The following is a 19,081-nucleotide window of genomic DNA, read 5'->3' on the forward strand; positions in this document are numbered from 1 at the left end:
GCACTTTTCTCCCTATTTTGACATAATGCTACTTTTTTCCTTTCTTAAGCTATACTTTACTTTATTACTGCATTACTTTACTAACTTTACTAAACTAAAAGGCCCCGACGGAATGCTTTGTCACCTCAAATGTGAGGGTCAGACCTCACATTTGAGCGATAGCCCGGGAAACAAAAGCGAGAGCAAAGGAAAACGTCGACGGCCAGCGAATTTAAGAATTGGCCGTTATTCGGCTTCTGACACTGCTATTCAGCTCCTGACAAGGAAGTATTTGATTGCTGAGGCGGGTTCTCTTGTCGACTTTGATCCTCTCGATTTGCCTGTTTGTTATGATGTCCGTTCCGGGGGCGTTGAGCGAACCCCCCGCCGAAACACTCGAGGCCGATGTCATCATCTACGGCGGGAGCTTCGCTTCCTGCGCGGCTGCTGTCCAAGCCGCCCCGCTTCTGCCGCCCGGCCGGTCCATTCTGATGATCGTCCCGGAGAGCCGTCTGGGTTCGGTCGGGACCGTGGGGGGTCAGAACTTCTTCGACATCCGCCGCTGGAACGGCGAGATCGTCACGCGGGGGAGCTTCATCAAGTGGTTCAACGCCTACGGCCAGGGTTACCCCCCCGAGGCCATGGCCCGGGCTCTGCAAACCGCCGTTACCGCGGGTAACAAGGTCAAGATTCTTTTCAACTGCGAGATCGAGGAAGTGTCGAAAAGCGCCGACGGGCGGATCGCATCGCTGTCCGTGCGCCCGGTGATGCGCAACCCTGAAACCCTCAAGGTCTTATGGGCCGGCCGGGCCTTTACCGTCAAGGGCGGCATCTTCATCGACGGGTCCGAAACGGGGCGGCTGGCGCGCCTGGCGGGCGCCGGGCATACCGTCGGGCGGCAGGACGCCGGCGGCGACATGCACCAGCAGGCCGTCACCCTCATGTTCCAGGTTCGGGGCATTAACCCCGCCGCCGCGAGCGCCTACCGGAACGCCGCGGGGCAGGCGGAGTTCTTCTTTTACCAGGACGTCGACGGGAGCGGGCTGGGCTGGGGCGGCAAGGAGTTCGTGACGCGCGATCCCGTGATCGGCGCCTACAACAGCGGCGGCCACCGCTTCCGCATCAAGGGCTACAACGTCGCCGAGGACAGCGAAAAGGGCACGTAGTGGGTCAACACCCTGCTCATCCACGAAGTAGACGCCAGGAAACAGGAAATCGACCGCAACACGCCTCGGTGGCCTTCCCCCGACATCCCCGGCACGCTGAGCGCCGACGAGGCGCTGGCGCAAGCGCTGGAAGAGATCCGCAGTGAAAGATTTCTTACGGCCCTCCGCCGTTTTCCCGGATTTGAAAAGGTTGAACTGGTGAGGGATGCCGACGGGCGCCCTGTCACGGGCAAAATCCTCTACCTGCGTGAATCCATCCATTGCCTCGACAAGAGCGGGGCACACGCGCTGACGGGAGAAGAAGTGCGCGGCGCCGGAAACGCTTCTCTTGAAGGAGTCGACCAGCAAAACTACGCGAGCCGCGTGGGGCTGGGCTGTTACTACATTGACATCAACGCCTACCTTAAGTCGGAACCGGCCCAGATTCTGGAGACGCCCTACAACCCGGTCTACATTCCGGGCGAAGCGGTGCTGACGCCGAACGTACCCAATCTCCTGGTGCCGGGCTATGCGCAGAGCACCGACTCCACTGCCTGGGCGGCGATGCGCGTCATCCCAAACTTAAGCGTCTGCGGCGACGCCGCCGGGGGCATCGCCGCGCTGTGCGTCAGCCATTCGGAAACACCGGCCGAGGTGCTGGCGAACCGTATCCAGGCCGTCCGGCAGGCCATCCTGAATCTGGGCGGGCGGATCGACAAAGGATCAAACTCCTAACGCAAAAACCTATCCGCTTGATTATAAAGAATTTTGGGCCTTTCGCCCGGTCAAGTGAGAACCCGATTCGACCGATAGATGTAAGAGATAAACTTTGAGGCCTGAAAGCAATGGCTACTGCCAAAGATGGGGTTTGCCAAAAACGGGGTTACGAACAGCAGGAGGGGATAGTGTGATACGTTGGATACGTTGGCGAGCTTTAGGGAGAACCGACATGTGGAAGCGGACGGCGGTCGTTTTGACACTCTGTGTAATGCTGATTCTGACGCTGGCTGTGGGTACAGCGTTTGCGGGGGTTATCACCAGCATCCTTGTCGATGGCGATTCGACCCCTCCCTATGTTTCTGCGAGTAATACAATAACGATCGAGGTATATACAACCAGCGACGGCGACGTTAAAGTCGGGTCGGTGGTGACTTTTATCTACGGCAGTACTGAACCGGAAATTAAGGTACCCGGCGTCACGGCTAGTAAACCAAGTTCCACCAAGTGTGTCGTGGACAACTACCCCCTGAAGCCGGGCGTCAACTCCATCACGATCACCGCCAAAGTAGATGGCGTAAGCGAAACCAAAAAACTGACCGTCACCTTCCCCAATGCACCGACTGAAGGAGCAACCTTCTCTGTTGGAGATATTACTACGCAAACAAAGGTCACGGCATTTAGCGGGAATATTATTCTGGATCTCGGAAAGGGCAATTACTTGGTGAACTTTGGAAGTCTGGCCGGCGATCAAAGCCTGGTCATAAGAGTTGACGACCTTGACCTTCCAAAGTCCTACTCCCCCAGCGGCTTCGTCTGCATCAGTCCCGTATATGAAATAGACTCTAATGGAAACACCCTCGGTGCCCCCGCCAAGCTGACCGTCAAGTACACCGGCATCGGCGCCGAGCCCGACCGGATCACCGTCTTCCGGAGCGATAACTACGACTTCAGTAACAGCACCGATATAAATTTGGGCGGCCTGGTTAACAAGACAGCGCGAACAGTGACCATCCCGTTGGAAGGGACGGTCGACGGGTACTACGCCGTGTTTATCTCGGTCGTTGGAGCCCAAAACTATACTGACTTACCGGCCGACGGCTGGTACTACCACCCGGTTTCGGCTCTCTTCGCCAAGGGGGTTATGAAACCGGCGAATTCAAGCCCCGGAAACAATCCCTGGGGATATCTCGGCGTGGGAGGATCTGATACCTTTGGTTTAAGTTCCAGCCTTAACATTTGCCGGGGCGAGTTTGCGTACATAATCGTTAAAGCTCTGGGGCTTCCGCTTATTGACGTAAGCACCTCGACTTTTCCCGACGTTGACAGCGGCCTGAGCGGGGAGTACGAAGATGCCATCGAAACGGCCGCCCGCAACGGGCTGATCGCCGGTCTGCCCAACGGCAACTTCGGCTGGGATGCCACCCTTACCCGCGAGCAGGCGGCGGCCATCATCGCCAGAGCTACCCGGCTGACCCTCGTGACAGACGAGCAAGCTGTCGATGCCGTTCTGCAAACCGCCTTTGCCGACGGAGCCGACAAAGACGTAAGCGATGGCACGGGCATCTCCATCTGGGCCCGCCCCTCCGTCCTGGCCTGCTACAAGGCCGGCTACATCGGCGGTGTTCCTAGCGCAGGCGGTAGCGTTGAGTTCCAGGGCGGCGCTTCCCTGACCAGGGCTCAAGCCGCCAGCCTGATCCACAAAATGATGCAGAAGATGAAGCTCCTCTAGGCAAACGTGCCAGGCACTTAAGTTATTAACTTACGTGCTTGGCACCTCCGTTAGCGCCAGACGCGGCGCATTTGCAAGAGCTCCTGGATGTAGCCCCAAACGGACACGGGCGAGACAATCAACTGGTAAACGAGCACGTAAGCCAAAAGGCCCAGCCTGTTTTTCCTGACACGGAGATCGAGGCGGCCGAACACTTTTTTCTGGTAGTTATACATGATCAGGGTCATGGCGACGTTGAGCGGCAGGACCAGAAGGGTGTACGGCCCGACAATGTAATACTTGCCGAAACAGGCCAGTACCAGGCCGGGGATCCACACCAGCGTGTAAAAGAAGTCGATCACCGGGATCACCAGATCCACTCCGGTCAGGAATTTCTTCAAATAGGTCGGCTGCTGCCAGGGATAGACCGTCCTGATACCCTCGAACATCCCCCTTGCCCAGCGACTCCTCTGCCGGAAAAAATGCCGCCCGGTGCTGGGAACAGTCGTAAAAGCCACAGCCGTCGGCTCAAAGTACACCCTGTAGCCGGATTCGAGCAGCTTCCAGGTAAGTACGATATCCTCCCCGATGGCGTCCAGCCACCCGCCGGCCCGGCGCACGGCCTCGGTTTTGTAAAGGCTGAAAGCCCCCTGGGCGACCAGCGTACCCTGGTAAAGACCCTGCATCCGCTTGATCGAGGCGATGCCGACGAAATAGTCCCATTCCTGGACCCTCGTCCAGAAATTCTCCCTGCTGTTCCGGACGAGGACGTGACCCGCCACGGCGCCCACATCGGGAGGCGAGGACAAAAGCCTGGCCATGATGTGTTTCACAGCCAGGGGATGGAGCAGCGTGTCCGCATCGAGGGTCATAAAGTACGGTGTCTTGACCTCGGGCAATCCCGCGTTGAGGGCGAAGTTCTTCCCCGGTCTCTCCTCGCGCAGGCACACAAAGTCCAGCTTCAGCTCCTCCGCCGCCGCCCGCGCGACATCCGTCGTCCCGTCCGTCGATCCGTTATCGACCAGGATCACCGCAATCGGGCCGCGATACTCCTGGCGGGCGATGTACCGGAGAGTCATCCCGATGTTCGGCGCTTCGTTGCGGGCGGCAATCAGAATTGTCACCGGCAAGTCGGGGTCGGCCACCTTGAAGGGGGGCTGCCGGTCAAGCAGCAGACCGACGGCGAGAAAAGCGACGAGGTATCCGGGCGCGTAGGCGACAAAGGTGATAATCAGCAGCGCCGGGAGAAAGCCCACGACCTGGCTCAGATCGTGCAGCCAGGGCTGGGAGAGGATTACCGATATAGCAACCCAAGTAAGGGCGCCGGCCTGGGTGATCCAGAACTTAGCCGTCACCGGCACATACCTGCGAGCAGGCACAGTAGGCCGAACGCCCGGTGCCCGGCCTTTTACCGGGGTTGGAGTCGGAGTCAGAGTCGGATCGGTGTGGCGCGTAACGGGATGTTGTCTCATGCGCTCGCACGTTCTCCGGTAGAAATAGGTACGGACGGACTGCCTGTCTGCGGTCAGGGATTGAGCTTTCCAACAGCTCAGCCTATGTAGATGTTAGCATACCGTCGCAGCCGAAAACATTAGCAAATTAATAAGGATTTAGCAACAAATAACAGAACGAGCCCCCCTGAAAAGGCTCCGTGAAACGCCTTATCTCCCAGGAAAACAGTCTGTTGTTACCCATCGGCTCGCTGGAGTTTTTGAACTTTTGAGACGTGACCCCGGTAGGAAGGCGTTAGCGGTTCGTTAGCGGCTTAGCGGAGCTTTTGAACTTTTGAGGTTTGACCCCGGAACTTGCTGAAGTTCCGAAAAGACATCCGCCACCATCTCATAGTGTCGGTCCTGGTGGACCAGGACGCAATTATTTGAAATCGCAAGTGCGGCAATAATAACGTCCATCGTTGGTACCGTAACTCCACGCCGGCGCAGCGAAAAGGCCATCCACGATGCCTTTTCCCATGCTTCAGCACCGGCCTCAACCTGCGGCAAAGCGCCCAATTCATCACGCAAATACCGGTACTGCTCCTCGGTCCTGGCCCCGGTCAGCAGTTCGAGCATTACCACCGGCGCTATTACCACCATCTCACGCTGCAGGGCATCCTTCAACCAGTGTTGGATCTCAGCCGGGCCATCTCTGCGCAGCCCCAGAATCCAGATGGACGTATCAACAAGGTAAAGCCGCTTACTCATCTTTGCGCAATTCCTCTAGCTCGTCCAGCATTAATGCCAGGTCTTCCGTCCCTATTCTCTCCGTAAGCCTTGCCAACCGTTGACGCCGCACGAAATCCCTAAGCGCAAGGTTGATCACTTCCGTCATCTTCTTGCTGCCTGCCAGACGCATCGCCTCATCAAGTATGGCCCTATCGACATAAACTGTTGTTTTCATTTGCCATCACCTCTTGCCATTATTCTACCCATATCTGTGCTGTCATTCAATGGCTGTGAAGATAACCCTTGACACCCAGGACCTTGTGTATTACCTTACTTGTAAGGACTTCTTACAGAAAGGAATGTGAGCGGATGGACGAACAGTTCGAGGTGATCAAGGTCACCGCCAAGGGCCAGATGACCCTGCCTGCATCCGCCCGCAGGCTTTTGGGTATCGAACGCGGCGACTACCTCGCCGTGCACGTTCACGGCGATGAGGTGATCCTGCGGAAAGTTGCACCGCTCAAAAAGGCCAGCCGAAGCGGCGCGATTTTCAGCCTCATCGGTCGGGGCGAAGGACCGCCCGACCTCGCTGAGAAGCATGACGCTTACCTGGCGGCAGCCGAGGAGGAACGCCAGGAGTGAAGGTTCTGGTGGACTCCGGTGCTGTCCTGGCCCTCATCAACCGCCGTGACCGCTGGCACGAAGCCGCCCTCGCCACTCTGAATGACCTTGTCCGACGGGAAGCGCAACTGATTATGACCAGCTTCCTGATCGCCGAAACGCACGCCCTGCTGCTGGCGCGGATGGGGCGACAGCTCGCACGGGAATGGCTTCTTTCCTACGACTGGAACCTCATCCACGTCTCGCCCGGGGATGCCAGGCTTGCTCGTGAGATCATTGCGCGATACCAGGATAAGGACTTCTCATATACCGACGCCACGAGTTTCGTCGTAATGCGGCAGTATGACATACCCGTAGCCTTCACCTTCGACCGGCACTTCGACCAGTTCGGTCTGGGCGTCGTCGGGCGATCATAGGAATACCTTTTCGCTCCGGCGGTCAATTCTTATCTCCGGATTCTTCGCGCTCTCGGCGTCCATTGCCGTTCCTAACAACATTCTTTTACAACATTCTGCTTTCTTGGCGCCCTTGGCGGTTAAATGGTCGGGCGCTTCGCTCCCTCCGCATTCGGCAATCGGACTTTGACGGGATTCGCGACCACGAATCCATAATAGTTGAGTTAATAAGTTAAGTGTCTGGCACCATCAGCTACCTGCCGGTACTGTCCTTATCGCAATTCTTCCCTACAAATCAAATAGGGTAAACCGCAAACCTACCGCTCGTAAACAATAAAAACTCAGGGTCGCCCGTAACTACCTGCCAGGTAGTCCCGCGGCGTGCAGATCCGCACGCCGGCGACGGCCTGGTTCCGGTAGCGGCCGAAATGGCGCAGGTCACCGGTCAGGAAATGCGTCGCCCCCGCCGCGATCGCCGCCAGGAGCAGCGGCCGGTCCTTCTCCGGCAGCATTGCCGGACAGGACGCGTCCGGCGGCGCTTCGGCCACCACGCTCACGTCACTCAGGAGTTCCGCCAGCCGCCGCCGCTGGTCCGGGTGACGCAGGTTGCGCCGCGCCTCCTCCACTGCATAGCCCGAGGTCAGTAACGTGACCTCCCCGCTCCGAGCCAACTCCCACAGCCGCAGCAGGCCCCGGCTGCCGTAGGCGGCGGAGAAAAACACGTTGGCGTCCAGGAACAGCCGAGGCATCTAGCGCGACCGCGGCCTTTCGTGGGGGATTTTCTCCGGGTCGAGCCCGAGCCGGCGGACCTCATCAACCGCCCGGTCGTAGTCCTCGGGCGTGACGGCGTTGTTCAGGAGAAACTCGGCCTTGCGTTCCCGGGTGTAGATCTCGACCGGCAGAACCGCCGCCGGGCGCAGCAGTACCCCCTCCTCCCGCGCCTCGGCCACCAACAATGTGCCCTCTCGCAGGTCGTAGATCTCCCGCAGAGAGGACGGGATGACCACCGTGCCGCGCTTACCCACGCGAATCGTCTCCGGTTCGCCCATCCGATCTCACCTCCGCACTCGGTCTTCTTCTGATAATCAGAATATCAGATCACGATCCTGGGGTCAATGGCAAGGCGGCTGCAAGAACACCAATGGCAAAAGGCAGCTCCCCCAAATTTACCTATTCCTCGGGAGCCAGAGGATGGATACCTTTTGCTCCGCCGCTCTAAACTCAGGGTCGCCCGTAACTACCTGCCCGCCTGTCTTCTCCGCCAACGCCAAAGCAAAACAGTCCGCATAGGCAATGGCCATCGTTGCCTTGTAACGGGCTGCGCGTAGTGCTTGATCGCGGTCGACGTCCACCGGATCTATCGGCAGTGCCTCCAGTATCGCCAGCGTGGTCCTTGCCCTTTCAAGACCTGCCGCCCGTTCGACGATGTAGGCGACCTCACCAAGATTGATCACCGAAAGTAAAAGCTTCACGGTACCGGCCCGTGCCGAAGCTATCAGCTCATCCACCTGATCCGCGCCCGTTTCCTTCTGCAAGTAGGTCAGGAGCGCATAACTGTCAAGGATGTATGTCTTCACGGGCGCGTTCCTCCCTGCGAGAAGCAAGCAAGGCGTCTACCAGGTTATAACCTTGCAGGAATCCTTTGGCTACCTTGTCGGGATTGTCGGGCAACGGCATCAGGGACAACACGCCGCCGTAATCTACGAAGGCCACCCTTGTCCCGGGATGAATTCCATACTTTTTTCGCAACTCAGAAGGTATAACTAACCATCCTTTTTGTGATACTTTAGCCATCTGAGCCATCAATATCACCCCACATGTATAACTACCCTATCAAGAGTATAACCGCTTGGGATACAAAACAGCAACACCGAAGTCCTACTAATTTATCGCAAAAGGCGGCTCCCACGTGCAATGGGAGAGCCGCCCCGTCCGTTCCGCCGGCCGCCTTTCTTGCCGTGCCTGCCGGCGGCGTAATGCAGCGTAATTTAGTATGACGTCCCCGAAATTCGAAATCGGGGGAGGGCTCTCTTGGAGATCGAACTTGTCAAAACTTGATAACTTGAGTGCCTGGCACTAAACGAGCAGCCGCAGTTTTTCGAGAACTTCCCCGATGATCTCCGCCGGGACAGAGCAGATAAATTCCGCTTCTTTTACCCGCCAATCCAGACTTTTAACCTGATCAGCCAGAACCACGCCGGAAACCGGCAAGCTGCCCGGCAACAAAACCTCGAAGGGATAACCCTTCACCTTGGAAGTGACAGGGCAAACCAGGGCCAGGCCGACTTTGCCGTTGTAAATGCGTGGAGAAACCACCAACGCCGGCCGGCGACCGGCCTGCTCGTGCCCCGCCTGAGGATTGAACTGTAGCCAGATGACGTCTCCCCTATCGGGAACATACAGTTCGGGCTCTACCATACTTCACGTCCCACCGGCTGTCCGGTGTCCACTTCACAGTGCAGGTTATCCTCAGTAACCTGAGACAATAGCATTTCGAGACTGCAACGTCTGGGACGAATAATCAGCCCGTCGTCGCCGACTTCCAAGTCCACGGGTGCACCCTCAGCCAAACCCACTCTCTGAATCAGGGATCTCGGAATACGTATGCCCAGACTGTTGCCCCACTTTTGCACATACGCCAGCATCAGCAGCACCTTCCTTAATGGCATGCTTATACACGTTTATACAAAGTATATACATTGATAAGTAAAACGTCAACCCTACCCCTGCTACCTGGCGTGCTTTGCAGCTTCTTCCCTACATTCTTACTCTGCGGCCCTGCGTCTCTCTGTGCCGTCATCAAATGTGAAGGTCTGACCCTCACATTTGGGGGATAGCCCGTACATCGGGTCCAGCAAAAAAGAGCCCGGGGGAGGGCTCTTTGGAGATCGAACATGGCAAAACTTGATAACTTGAGTGCCTGATAACTTGAGTGCCTGGCACCGATTGCTTTCCGGCACCGATTGCTTTCCCAGCCGCACTGCCTGGCACCGATTGCTGACGGGATGAGAAAGGTTTGACATAGGAGATACATATAATGTATATTGTGATGTATTAGGAGGAGGTGCCGCCGATGATCCGTAAGCAACTCTATATAGAGCCTCACCAGGACGCCCTGCTCAAGAAGCGGGCCCGGCTGGAGGGCGTCACCGAGGCGGAACTGGTTCGCCGCGCTCTGGAGGCGCATCTCGGCCGGGTCAGCGCCCGGAAGGACCCCGCCGCCTGGGAAAAAGAAAAGGCCTTCATCGCCAGCCGGCGCGGAGCGGGCCGGGGCCCCCGGAGGAGCTGGCGCAGGGAGGACCTCTATGACCGCTAGGGCCCTGGTGGACACGAACGTCCTGGTCTACGCCTACGACGGCGCGGAGCCGGACAAGCAGGAGCGGGCCTTTCAAGTCCTGGATGAACTGGCGCTCACCGGGCACGGGGCGCTGAGCGCCCAGATTCTTGCCGAGTTTGTGGTGGCCGTGACGCGCAGGATCCCCACGCCCCTGAGTCTTCAGGAGGCACAAGAAAGAGTCGAGAACTTGCTGCAGGCCTGGACGGTTTTCGACATCACCGGGTTGATCGTCCTGGAGGCGGCACGCGGTGTGCGTACGCACAACCTCTCCTACTGGGACGCCCAGATCTGGGCGACCGCCCGCCTGAACCAGGTTCCTATTGTCCTCAGTGAGGACTTCCACTCGGGCAGCACGCTTGAGGGCGTGACCTTCGTCAACCCCTTCACGGCGGAATTCGACATCCGCAGGTTCATCTAAGTAGCAATACGGCTCCCCCTTCTTTCGGGAGAGCCGCCCCGTCCGTTCACCCGCCGCACGCCGCCGCGCCGGCAGGGTGATCTGGTTAAGTTGGGGGTCTGACCCTTTACTTAACCCGTCATAATTTAGTATGGTGTCCCCGAAATTCCTCCCCGAAATTCCTGAAGTGCCTGGCACCGATTTCCCCGCGGCATAATTTAGTATGGTGTCCCCGAAATTCGGGGGCAGAGGATCACGGTCGCGGAGTTTGAGGACAAGCCATTCTTCCAAAACCTCCTGCAAAACCTCGCGGCACCGCTCCAAAGTGTTCTCATTCGCCCACACGCCGGGACAGGATGGTATCTCGCCAAAAAAAGTACCGTCATCAAGTATCTTGTATCGCACCTCGGCCATCGCCGCCGCCACAAATGCGCTCAAAATAGCCATCATCATCCAAACCCCTTTCGGTCACACGCGAACCCTTCACCTCTTGCCATTATTATAACCATCACCGAGCCATCTTGGAACGGCAACTCCCGGCAAATCCAAAAAATCGGAGGTTCAGACCCTCCGACACAAATGAGTTCGTACCTGACACCCGTGACTCACTGAAAGCAAAACTTAATAACTTAAGTGCCTTATCCGTTAGACTGACCATAAAACGAGGGATATTGTAGTTACTTGTCGTAGAGACCCAGTACCCAACGTTTCGGGGAAAGGCCTTTCGGTGCCAGCAACTAGATTGCCCGTGCCAGACTTGCCTTCCCCGAGTTCCATGTGGCGTTATGATCGATAGAAGGGTCGTGCTTCGAGCACCGTTGTTGGATAAGGCTGATCGTCGTCCACTGTACACGTTGGGAATGCTGGAAAAGGAGTTCTGCATCATGGTTTTCGCCGGTATCGACTGGGCCGATGTTTCGCACCAAGTGGTTGTTATCGACGACCAAGCCACTACTCTAGCTAAGTTCACAGTTGCACACTCTCGCCGGGGTCTTGAGCAGATGGGCCGTGAGCTTTTGAGGCTCGTTGAAGAACCTGCCAATGTCGCCTGCATCGTTGAAACAAACCAGGGTCTCCTTGTTCAATTCCTATTGGAGAACGGCTTTGCCGTCTACCCCGTCAATCCCAAGCTTGTTGATCGGCGGCGGAAACCTTCCGGAGCAAAAAGTGACCCGCTGGACGCACGTCTCCTTGCCGATATTGGTCGCGCTGAACTTCCTTATCTACGGCAACTTAAACCTGACAACGAGATCATCCAGGAACTCAAAATACTCACTCGTGATCAGGAGAGTCTGGTCCAAGAGAGAACCAGCCTAACCAACAAACTTATGGCTTGCCTGAAAACATACTACCCCGTGGCATTGGACCTGTTTTCGAGTGCTAACAGCCCGGTCTTTCTAGCCTTTCTCCGGGCCTTCCCGGCGCTACAGGTTGCCCGCACGGCATCTGTGCCCGAACTTGCGGTCTTTCTCAAGTCCCGCCGACATCCACAACCAAACAAGACGGCGGTTGCAATCTGGACTAAACTAAACGAGCCTCAACTGGAGGCTAATGCTCCGACCGTTCGGGCAAAAGCCAGATTAATGTTGGCTTTGGTGGGCCAGCTGGAAGCTCTGCAAGCCGAAATCAAAGCCTATGACGAGGCCATCCAGGATCTTTTTAAGAGCCACTCCGACTACAAGATCTTCGCCAGCATCCCGGGGGCGGGAGTAAAGCTGGCACCACGGCTCCTGGCGGAGTGGGGCGATGATCGGAGCCGTTATCCAAACTTGCAAGCTGTTCAAGCCCAAGCGGGGACGACACCGGTAATGTTCCAAAGCGGCAAGTACTCCTATGCACGTCCACGTAAGTCCTGTGTGAAACCCTTCAGAAACGTTATGTACCAACTGGCAATGCAGAGTATCCGTTGGGTTCCTTGGGCCCGTGAATATTATGACACCAAACGGGCGAAGGGCAAAGCCCATGCCACGGCGGTCAGGTGTCTGGCGAGTGTTTGGATGCGCATTATCTATGCAATGTGGCTCAATAACATGCCCTATGATGAGACGCGATTCTTGGCTGCCAAAGAGAAACATCAGTCTCGTGCAGCCTAACCCCAACCGAAATATCTAGACGTCATTAATGGGGTATTGACATAGAAGGTCTGGCACCATCAGCTACTCATTCCAAATAGACAGTCACGGTATCATTTCCTGTATCAGTCAAGTCAACCGATGTTATGGTCAAAGTGTGAGGAATCCTAGCTACCACAGTCCCTGCAACCCATTGGTTCCTGTATAGCATCGGATTCGTTCCAGTGGTAAAGAAAGTAGCGTCAGTGGTGCCGTCAGACAAATTCCAACGCCGGAACACATCTCCCACGCTTTTGAAACTCCCAGGCGGATTTGCCAACGCTTTTACCTTTAGATCGAGGATTACATACTTGTACCCGTCAGGCGCTGCATAGTCTTCATATTTGGTTGAGTATCTTACACCGGAGATCAGCACCACAGCCTTTGTCATTTCAATCTCATCACCCGCCTTGTACCTTCCCTCCTCAGTCGGTGGTTCATAATTCAACGGCGGAGACTTCGAAACAATGGTTACTGTCTTAGTACCTGGATCCCAATTAACATTCGCTCCTAACGCTTCTGAGATTACACGCAACGGCACAAGTGCTCGGCCATCAATTGTAATTGCCGGGACGTCAGAATCAATATCCTGGCCGTCAACATTTACCTTGACTATCGGAAAGCCGCGATAAAGACCCCACTCGGAGGCGTAGGCTCCAAGCGCCAAACTAAAGACTATCACAGTTAGCAATCCCAAAACCCGTAAAGCTTTCACAAATGTTAAACCTCCCTTAGGGATGTTCCCCCCGGACAGACAAATTACTTGGGCGTAGGCGTATAAGCCCACGGCTTTTCTAAAGCCAGTTTTAAACATTCATGCTGGGTAGCCAATTCGAACAGCCCCTGCTCAGCGCTTGCCACATAGACTTCGGCTTCCAGAACAGCCTGCGATGTAACCATTCCCACCTGATATCTCATCTTGGTTGTTCTCAGTGTTTCTCGTGCAACATCAAGGTCTCTAACCATTGCCTCGTACGATGACTCCAAAGCCAAGATGCTGTTGTAGAGACTCCGTACCAACTGTAAGGTTTCATTACGCGCAATCTCATTGTCCAATCTGGCCTTCTCGACATCACTGGAGTTGATAACGGTTCCTGTTCCTGGCGAGGGTGTCATGTTCTGAACACTGTCTTTGTACTTGGTGGCCTCTGACGCTATCTTTAGCAGGGGATTATCATAAAGGGCGCGACCCTCATAAAACTTATAATCGCCTTGGATCGGCGCATAAGTCGGAGCATCCACTAAATCGATCTGCTCCCCAACTGGCAGCTTCAAAAGTAAGTTAAGGGAGAGACAGGCCTTGTCCAACTCCCCCCTGGCCGAGACAACCTCCCCCTCAGCAGCAGATACTTTCGCCTCTGCCTCCATTAACCCACTCCTCGTAAGCATACCGCATCGATACAAAGCCTGGCTTTTCATCAACTCTTGCTTTGCGCGAGTGACAGTGAGTTCTTTCAGATCGACTCTTCGCTGGCACTTAACAACATCGTAATACCTCTGAATAGCCTCAAGCGCCACTGCATCGCGTTTCGAATAGTAAGTATTAAGAGCCCTCTGATAGTTAAAGTCTAGGGACTCTTTAGCATAAATCGATTGCTCCCCGACTTCTGACCACTCGTAAATATATTGCGGTAATATGGTGACGCTCTTTCTCTTGCTGTCGGCGTCCTCAAGGTCAACTTCCGCCTTCCTTAAAGAATCACTAACAAGCAAAGCTCTGTTGATAGCTTCCTGTAGTGTCAGCTTTCTTGCTTGATTCTCGACCGATACAGTTGCAAAAGCAATGTTTGCGCCGTTGAGCAATGTGAAAACTATGGCCGCCACCACCATTAGTACTCGCACGCTACCACATACTCCTTTAGCTAATAAACTATTTAGCACCTAATAGCACCTAAAGTATAACCTGCCAGCATTGCTACCGTCAACGGCGAATACTCTTTGTCGGGCGAGGCCGGTCAATAGCTTTGGTGCCGGGAACCTAAAATCAGCTAATTTTATCGATAAATATCGATAAGCCTGACCCCGTAACAAGGAAAAAGGAACCCGGGGTTCGCAAGAGCCCCGGGTTCCGGCGGTCCGGTCCCGCTATTCAGCTCTAATCAGCCAGCTTAGCTGACTATTTTAGAACTCGAAGTTCGCGGTCTTGGTGGCGGCATCCCAGGAGAGCTTGCCGCCGAAGGCCATCTCGAGACCGCGCAGGGTCGCGTAGGTGGCGCCGTCGATGATCTTGCCGCCCTGATCAACCGGCACCGTAACGCCGTTGATAAGGATGACGTTCTTACCGATCGGGAAGGCCACGACCTTGCCGTCCTTGATGAAGTAGGCGGTCTTGGCGGCGGCATCCCAGCTCTTGCTGAGGCCGAGGACTTCGTTCAGCTTGTTGACCTGAACCAGGGTCCGACCGTTCACGACAGCCACGCCGGCATCGCCAACCTTAAAGGATGCGCTTACGGTACCGGTACCGACAGTGGCGTTAACAACGGTCGCAAGTGCATCACCGGCAGCCGATCCGTCGAGGGTGTTAACAGCGGAACCGCCGATCTCGACTTCAATGTCACCAGTTACACGGGTGCCAACGTCGTACTTGATGTTGTAAATCTCGATGGTGTCAATGCGGTTCGAGAAGGACGGAGACATCTTGTAGGTCTGATCATCAACTCTAGTCATCTTGGTCTCGGAACCGCCATTGATGGTGTACTTCGGAGCCGCTGCGAACTTGATGTCCTTGCCTACGGTCAGCGTAATTTCGCCGCCGGAGATAAAGGCATCCTTCACTGCCTCGGTCAAGGTAATCTTACCGCCGAGCTCCTCAAACCCGTTGGAATTAACCTTGGTTTTTTCAGCGGTAGCCGTGAACGGAGCGATCACTTCGCCGAGAACGACCTCAGCCGGACCGACATCGCCCTTAACCTTGACTACGAGGTCGCCGGGGGCAAAGTCGGCGTCGAGCGTTACGTCAATACCCTTGATAGTGTATTCATCAGACGCTGTACTTACGATGAACCAAGCGCCACGGTTCTCGTCACCGCTCACCTTGTAACGACCCTTTCCGGTTAAGCCGGTGGCGGTACCGTAATTCGAACCAAAAGCAGCTCCTTCCGGAAGCTCAAGCCAGATCTGATCATTGAGGCTCAGCTTCGCGGAGAACTTCATCTTAATGCCATCGACGTTCTGGTTCTTACGGCCGGGATACAGCTTGTCGCTGGTATCGTCGTACCGAGTGAAGGTACCGGAGGTCTCGCCGATCTTAGCGACAACCAGATCGGTAGCCTCGAATACGCTACCAGACTTCGCGGTAAACTGGACAACAACATCGCCTTCAGAAGCGCCCGGACCCACATTGATGGTCGGGTTGTCAAGCTTCAGACTGCCGGCAGTCGGACCGGAAGGAGTACCGGAGAACACGATTTCAAGAGTGTCCGTACCAATACCGTTGACGGTAGCAGAAAGGCCCATAGAAGACACCAGGTTTCCATAGCTCGCCCAGGTTAGGGAGTCGGGAAGCTCTGCGTAGATGACCTGGCCCACAGCAGCGCCGGCCTTATTCTCTTCGAAAGTAATGTCTGCGACCTGCTGAGGAGTTCCGCTGGACTTGATGGACACGACAGTCCCGGCTGAAACAGTGAGGGCCTTATCACTTACGACACCGATGACCTTCTTGGTCTCGGCCGTCCAAGCGGTAGTTGCAACGCCGCCAACAAAGGCAACGGCCTCGAGCTTAACGCTTACTTCGATGTCGCCCTCGAAAGCAGCATCAACGATGACCTTACTCGCATTAGTGGTAGCAAAGTTGAACTGAATGCTGGAAACGTTACCCGCAACATAACCCTTAAGGGTATCCTTGTCGGAACCGCCTGCGTCTACAGTTGGGCTACCGGACACAAAGCTGCTAATGTTCGTACCGTCAGGAGCAGCAGCAAACTCCACGTCATCCGGAAGCTGGACTGTGAAGTACACAGCATCGGTTGCGGAAAGCTGGGCTTCTGAGTCAATGGCGGCCTTGATATAGCCAAGGACATTCTGGGTAGTGCCGTCGGCAACAACCGCTTTGTTAACTGTATTGGTCCACGTTACGGTATCAGCCGCAAAAGCGCTGCCCATCGGCAGTACCAGCGTGAGTACGAACACGATGGCGAGCAGCAGGGAGATTCTCTTGTTCCGCGCTTTAATCACCTAACTAATTCCCTCCTCTAAAATATTCTTGGGTCTGGTAACCCAACAAGGTGCTTCTGATACGTAAGGTGCTTCGTCAACTAGTAAGAATCTTTGGACGATCACCTCTTTTGCCGGGTTCCACATCCCCCCTTTAACAAGATGCAAAAGGTGCTATGGATACGCACACCTTCTAATCGAGGTAACCCTTTGCAGCGGTGGTACGGGCTGTACCCGTAACCATTCTACCACAAGCATGGCAGGACTTGCACCGGTTACCTGATTGATTAGACAACCGGCCGGCGCAAAATGTTCCCTTTTCAGCGAGAAATTTTTTTGTGTGCTCGGAAGATTAACTCGTTAGGTATGTTGGTGAGGGCGCCGGGCGGTGGGGCAACAATGGGGTCGGACTTATCGTTACTTGTCGTTGTTCCAGCGTCGCACGCTGAACGCCGAACGTCGAACGTCCGTTAACCGCCAGGGATGCCAAGTCGCTGATTGGCGTTCTTCTTTACCTTGGCGCCCTTGGCGGTTTAATGGCTTATGATTTACCGGTCATTGTCCGAGCGCCGAATGCGGAGGGGGCGACGCACCCGACCACGTCCAGTGGGGTCAAACCTTAAAAGCTAAAAAACCCGGGGTCCGGTTAGAAGCCGCCCGGGATAACGCGGCAATTGATGAGGTGAAAATGATGGTCGAAAGCGAAAACGCTCTTGGTGAATCCTTTAGCGCTGAGTAATGCCAGGCTGAAGGCGTCCACGTAGGAAAGATCCTGGTCGGAAAACTTGTTGAGCACTTCACGCACCGCCGCCTCGTGCTCCGCCCCGTAATAAACAATGTGGACAAAGCCTTTTTCTCTCGCCGCGGAGAGTCTGTCCAGAAACGAAGCGGCCTGAGGAAAGCCCAAGCGATAGCGGATCAGAGTGAAGCATTCGGCGACAATCAGATCGGTCGTCACTTGGGGAACGTCCGCCATCGACCTGAATGTTTCAGCCGCCTGCCGGTGGTGACGGTCATTCCGGTCCAAAAAGGCGTAATAGGCGCCGGTATCGACAAATACTTTCCTATCTACCATAGAGATAGCGGTCATGGTTTTCGGCTCCGTCCTCGCTTCCGCCGGCTCCGATCCCCTCAAGCTCCAACAGGGGATTCGACTCCGCTTCCAGCGGCTTAATGTAGGCGTCTATCGCCCGCCTGATGATCTCCGCCTCGGTTACTTTTTGCCGTAAGGCAATTCTCTTCAAGGCCGCGTCCTGTTTCTTGCTGATATATGTCTGTTTGCGAACAAGACCCTCTTCAGCCATGATGTCATCACCTCTCTTTATACATTACATTATGCCCTCGGTCTACGACTGTCAATAACGGGGGCAGGGCAACAATGGGGTCAGACTTATCGTTACTTATCGTTATTCCAACGTCGCACGCTGAACGCCGAACGTCGAACGTCCGTTAACCGCCAGGGATGCCAAGTTCGCCAAAATCGGGGAGTAATAAAGTATAGTGGAAGTATGAAGATAACGAAGAAGTAGCCAGTGCGCCAAGAAGGGGGATGTTCAAAATCCTAGTTTTTAAAATATTAGCACGGCCAGACGGTAGGACACGGGTTATGTCTCAGAGGTAGTGGAAGGTTCACGCGTTAAGCCCCTGAGCCTGATACGTCGTTCATCCACAATCCAGAGTAGGCCCGCAAGCGGGACGCTTGGCAGGGCCGGCAATACCTTTTTGAAGCACGCAATCATGGATTGCCTGCTTTGATCCCGAACTCGCAGTACAATGATTCCTGGATGCCCCTTCGGTTTGTATGTGCGAATATCCGCAAAACCTATACCCACCTAACTAATACACGATTTTCCCGCTTGCACTGTTCTATAAGAAGGGCATCAGAAACACCCTGCATCCCCTCCGACCAAACCGTTTCCGCATCGCAACCGGAAGCGCGAAGCAAATCGGCCAGCTCCTGAGGGAGGTTTTCATCAATCTTAAACTTATAGGTAGACATGCCGCTCTTTGGTCAACAGGGCCGCGTAAGCGATAGCCGCCCTGACATCATCCGCGGTTAAGCTGGGATAGCTTTTAAGGATTTCGTTCATATCCAAGCCGGATGCCAGGTTATCTAGAATAACGCTCACCGGAATCCTGGTACCCTTGATACAGGCTTCACCATGGCAAACAGCGGGGTCCGTTATAATCCTTTCTACTAGGCTCACCGCCATCCCCTCTTTTTGCATATGTTTGATATCCATATTATACCCTGAGCCGTAAGCCTGGCAACATCGCCGGCAACCAGCGAAAGACTCAGGTTATGGGGGTCGGACTTATCGTTATTCTTTTCAGCGAGAAATTTTTTGTGTGCT

The 19,081-nt window shown here is 55.2% G+C and carries 24 protein-coding genes and 1 pseudogene; 8 read left to right on the forward strand and 17 right to left on the reverse strand.

Annotation, left to right across the window (positions count from 1 at the left end):
* Window positions 1-293 precede the first annotated feature (293 nt).
* The 3 genes from ACUM6F_RS01555 to ACUM6F_RS01565 all read left to right on the forward strand — a co-directional run bounded on the left by ACUM6F_RS01555 (window position 294) and on the right by ACUM6F_RS01565 (window position 3,573).
* Window positions 294-1,145: an FAD-dependent oxidoreductase gene (locus tag ACUM6F_RS01555; protein WP_445348194.1), complete on the forward strand. Its 852-nt coding sequence runs from the start codon at window positions 294-296 to the stop codon at window positions 1,143-1,145.
* Between the two features lie 84 nt (window positions 1,146-1,229).
* A complete protein-coding gene (locus tag ACUM6F_RS01560) occupies window positions 1,230-1,859 on the forward strand; it encodes an FAD-dependent oxidoreductase (protein ID WP_445348229.1) in 630 nt (209 codons plus the stop codon).
* 253 nt (window positions 1,860-2,112) lie between these two features.
* Window positions 2,113-3,573: an S-layer homology domain-containing protein gene (locus ACUM6F_RS01565; protein ID WP_445348195.1), complete on the forward strand. Its 1,461-nt coding sequence runs from the start codon at window positions 2,113-2,115 to the stop codon at window positions 3,571-3,573.
* Window positions 3,574-3,623: 50 nt separating this feature from the next.
* Here the strand turns inward: ACUM6F_RS01565 and ACUM6F_RS01570 are convergent, their stop codons facing one another.
* The 3 genes from ACUM6F_RS01570 to ACUM6F_RS01580 form a co-directional block, all read right to left on the reverse strand.
* Window positions 3,624-4,931 (reverse strand): glycosyltransferase family 2 protein, encoded by a 1,308-nt coding sequence (locus tag ACUM6F_RS01570; protein ID WP_445348196.1) that lies wholly within the window; start codon window positions 4,929-4,931, stop codon window positions 3,624-3,626.
* A 378-nt stretch (window positions 4,932-5,309) separates the two neighbouring features.
* Entirely contained in the window at window positions 5,310-5,753 is a 444-nt protein-coding gene (gene vapC / locus ACUM6F_RS01575; protein WP_425620451.1) for a type II toxin-antitoxin system VapC family toxin, read from the reverse strand.
* Complete coding sequence (locus ACUM6F_RS01580; protein WP_425620452.1) at window positions 5,746-5,949, reverse strand: type II toxin-antitoxin system VapB family antitoxin; 204 nt, start codon at window positions 5,947-5,949, stop codon at window positions 5,746-5,748. Before ACUM6F_RS01580 ends, vapC begins: the two co-directional genes overlap by 8 nt.
* Window positions 5,950-6,083: 134 nt before the next feature.
* Here ACUM6F_RS01580 and ACUM6F_RS01585 point away from each other — a divergent pair, with 134 nt between their 5' ends.
* Together ACUM6F_RS01585 and ACUM6F_RS01590 are read left to right on the forward strand one after the other, a co-directional pair.
* Complete coding sequence (locus ACUM6F_RS01585) at window positions 6,084-6,356, forward strand: AbrB/MazE/SpoVT family DNA-binding domain-containing protein (protein WP_425620453.1); 273 nt, start codon at window positions 6,084-6,086, stop codon at window positions 6,354-6,356.
* Complete coding sequence (locus ACUM6F_RS01590) at window positions 6,353-6,751, forward strand: type II toxin-antitoxin system VapC family toxin (protein ID WP_425620454.1); 399 nt, start codon at window positions 6,353-6,355, stop codon at window positions 6,749-6,751. Before ACUM6F_RS01585 ends, ACUM6F_RS01590 begins: the two co-directional genes overlap by 4 nt.
* Window positions 6,752-7,071: 320 nt before the next feature.
* Here the strand turns inward: ACUM6F_RS01590 and ACUM6F_RS01595 are convergent, their stop codons facing one another.
* The 6 genes from ACUM6F_RS01595 to ACUM6F_RS01620 form a co-directional block, all read right to left on the reverse strand.
* Window positions 7,072-7,479, reverse strand: coding sequence for a PIN domain-containing protein (locus ACUM6F_RS01595; protein WP_445348197.1), 408 nt, complete (start codon window positions 7,477-7,479; stop codon window positions 7,072-7,074).
* Window positions 7,480-7,779 carry an AbrB/MazE/SpoVT family DNA-binding domain-containing protein gene (locus tag ACUM6F_RS01600; protein WP_425620456.1) on the reverse strand — a complete coding sequence of 100 codons (300 nt, stop codon included), beginning with the start codon at window positions 7,777-7,779 and terminating at the stop codon, window positions 7,480-7,482.
* Window positions 7,780-7,896: 117 nt separating this feature from the next.
* Window positions 7,897-8,307, reverse strand: a complete 411-nt coding sequence (locus ACUM6F_RS01605; protein WP_445348198.1) for a type II toxin-antitoxin system VapC family toxin — start codon at window positions 8,305-8,307, stop codon at window positions 7,897-7,899.
* On the reverse strand, window positions 8,288-8,533 hold the full coding sequence (locus tag ACUM6F_RS01610) for an AbrB/MazE/SpoVT family DNA-binding domain-containing protein (protein ID WP_445348199.1): 246 nt from the start codon (window positions 8,531-8,533) through the stop codon (window positions 8,288-8,290). Before ACUM6F_RS01610 ends, ACUM6F_RS01605 begins: the two co-directional genes overlap by 20 nt.
* Before the next feature lie 273 nt (window positions 8,534-8,806).
* Window positions 8,807-9,148, reverse strand: coding sequence for an endoribonuclease MazF (gene mazF, locus ACUM6F_RS01615; protein ID WP_445348200.1), 342 nt, complete (start codon window positions 9,146-9,148; stop codon window positions 8,807-8,809).
* Window positions 9,142-9,375: an AbrB/MazE/SpoVT family DNA-binding domain-containing protein gene (locus ACUM6F_RS01620; protein ID WP_445348201.1), complete on the reverse strand. Its 234-nt coding sequence runs from the start codon at window positions 9,373-9,375 to the stop codon at window positions 9,142-9,144. Before ACUM6F_RS01620 ends, mazF begins: the two co-directional genes overlap by 7 nt.
* 428 nt (window positions 9,376-9,803) lie before the next feature.
* Between ACUM6F_RS01620 and ACUM6F_RS01625 the strand changes: the two genes are divergently transcribed.
* Window positions 9,804-10,046 carry a ribbon-helix-helix domain-containing protein gene (locus tag ACUM6F_RS01625; protein WP_445348202.1) on the forward strand — a complete coding sequence of 81 codons (243 nt, stop codon included), beginning with the start codon at window positions 9,804-9,806 and terminating at the stop codon, window positions 10,044-10,046.
* Window positions 10,036-10,485 (forward strand): PIN domain-containing protein, encoded by a 450-nt coding sequence (locus tag ACUM6F_RS01630; RefSeq protein WP_445348203.1) that lies wholly within the window; start codon window positions 10,036-10,038, stop codon window positions 10,483-10,485. Before ACUM6F_RS01625 ends, ACUM6F_RS01630 begins: the two co-directional genes overlap by 11 nt.
* A 234-nt stretch (window positions 10,486-10,719) precedes the next feature.
* Here the strand turns inward: ACUM6F_RS01630 and ACUM6F_RS01635 are convergent.
* Window positions 10,720-10,917: pseudogene (locus ACUM6F_RS01635) on the reverse strand (type II toxin-antitoxin system HicB family antitoxin); the annotation flags it as partial.
* A 332-nt stretch (window positions 10,918-11,249) separates the two neighbouring features.
* Here ACUM6F_RS01635 and ACUM6F_RS01640 point away from each other — a divergent pair.
* The gene (locus ACUM6F_RS01640; RefSeq protein ID WP_445348204.1) at window positions 11,250-12,557 is read left to right on the forward strand and encodes an IS110 family RNA-guided transposase; all 1,308 of its coding nucleotides are present in this window, start codon (window positions 11,250-11,252) and stop codon (window positions 12,555-12,557) included.
* Between the two features lie 67 nt (window positions 12,558-12,624).
* Here ACUM6F_RS01640 and ACUM6F_RS01645 read toward each other — a convergent pair whose 3' ends face one another.
* From ACUM6F_RS01645 to ACUM6F_RS01675, 7 genes are all read right to left on the reverse strand, one after another.
* Window positions 12,625-13,290 carry a copper amine oxidase N-terminal domain-containing protein gene (locus ACUM6F_RS01645; protein WP_445348205.1) on the reverse strand — a complete coding sequence of 222 codons (666 nt, stop codon included), beginning with the start codon at window positions 13,288-13,290 and terminating at the stop codon, window positions 12,625-12,627.
* A gap of 44 nt (window positions 13,291-13,334) precedes the next feature.
* A complete protein-coding gene (locus ACUM6F_RS01650) occupies window positions 13,335-14,417 on the reverse strand; it encodes a TolC family protein (protein WP_445348206.1) in 1,083 nt (360 codons plus the stop codon).
* Between the two features lie 279 nt (window positions 14,418-14,696).
* Window positions 14,697-16,748, reverse strand: a complete 2,052-nt coding sequence (locus ACUM6F_RS01655) for a copper amine oxidase N-terminal domain-containing protein (protein WP_445348207.1) — start codon at window positions 16,746-16,748, stop codon at window positions 14,697-14,699.
* Between the two features lie 625 nt (window positions 16,749-17,373).
* On the reverse strand, window positions 17,374-17,802 hold the full coding sequence (locus ACUM6F_RS01660; protein ID WP_426377483.1) for a type II toxin-antitoxin system VapC family toxin: 429 nt from the start codon (window positions 17,800-17,802) through the stop codon (window positions 17,374-17,376).
* On the reverse strand, window positions 17,792-18,031 hold the full coding sequence (locus ACUM6F_RS01665; protein WP_425620463.1) for a hypothetical protein: 240 nt from the start codon (window positions 18,029-18,031) through the stop codon (window positions 17,792-17,794). Before ACUM6F_RS01665 ends, ACUM6F_RS01660 begins: the two co-directional genes overlap by 11 nt.
* 518 nt (window positions 18,032-18,549) lie before the next feature.
* The gene (locus tag ACUM6F_RS01670) at window positions 18,550-18,726 is read right to left on the reverse strand and encodes a DUF5615 family PIN-like protein (protein WP_445348208.1); all 177 of its coding nucleotides are present in this window, start codon (window positions 18,724-18,726) and stop codon (window positions 18,550-18,552) included.
* Complete coding sequence (locus ACUM6F_RS01675) at window positions 18,713-18,934, reverse strand: DUF433 domain-containing protein (RefSeq protein ID WP_445348209.1); 222 nt, start codon at window positions 18,932-18,934, stop codon at window positions 18,713-18,715. Before ACUM6F_RS01675 ends, ACUM6F_RS01670 begins: the two co-directional genes overlap by 14 nt.
* Window positions 18,935-19,081 lie beyond the last annotated feature (147 nt).

This window comes from Desulforudis sp. DRI-14 (genome assembly GCF_052618305.1).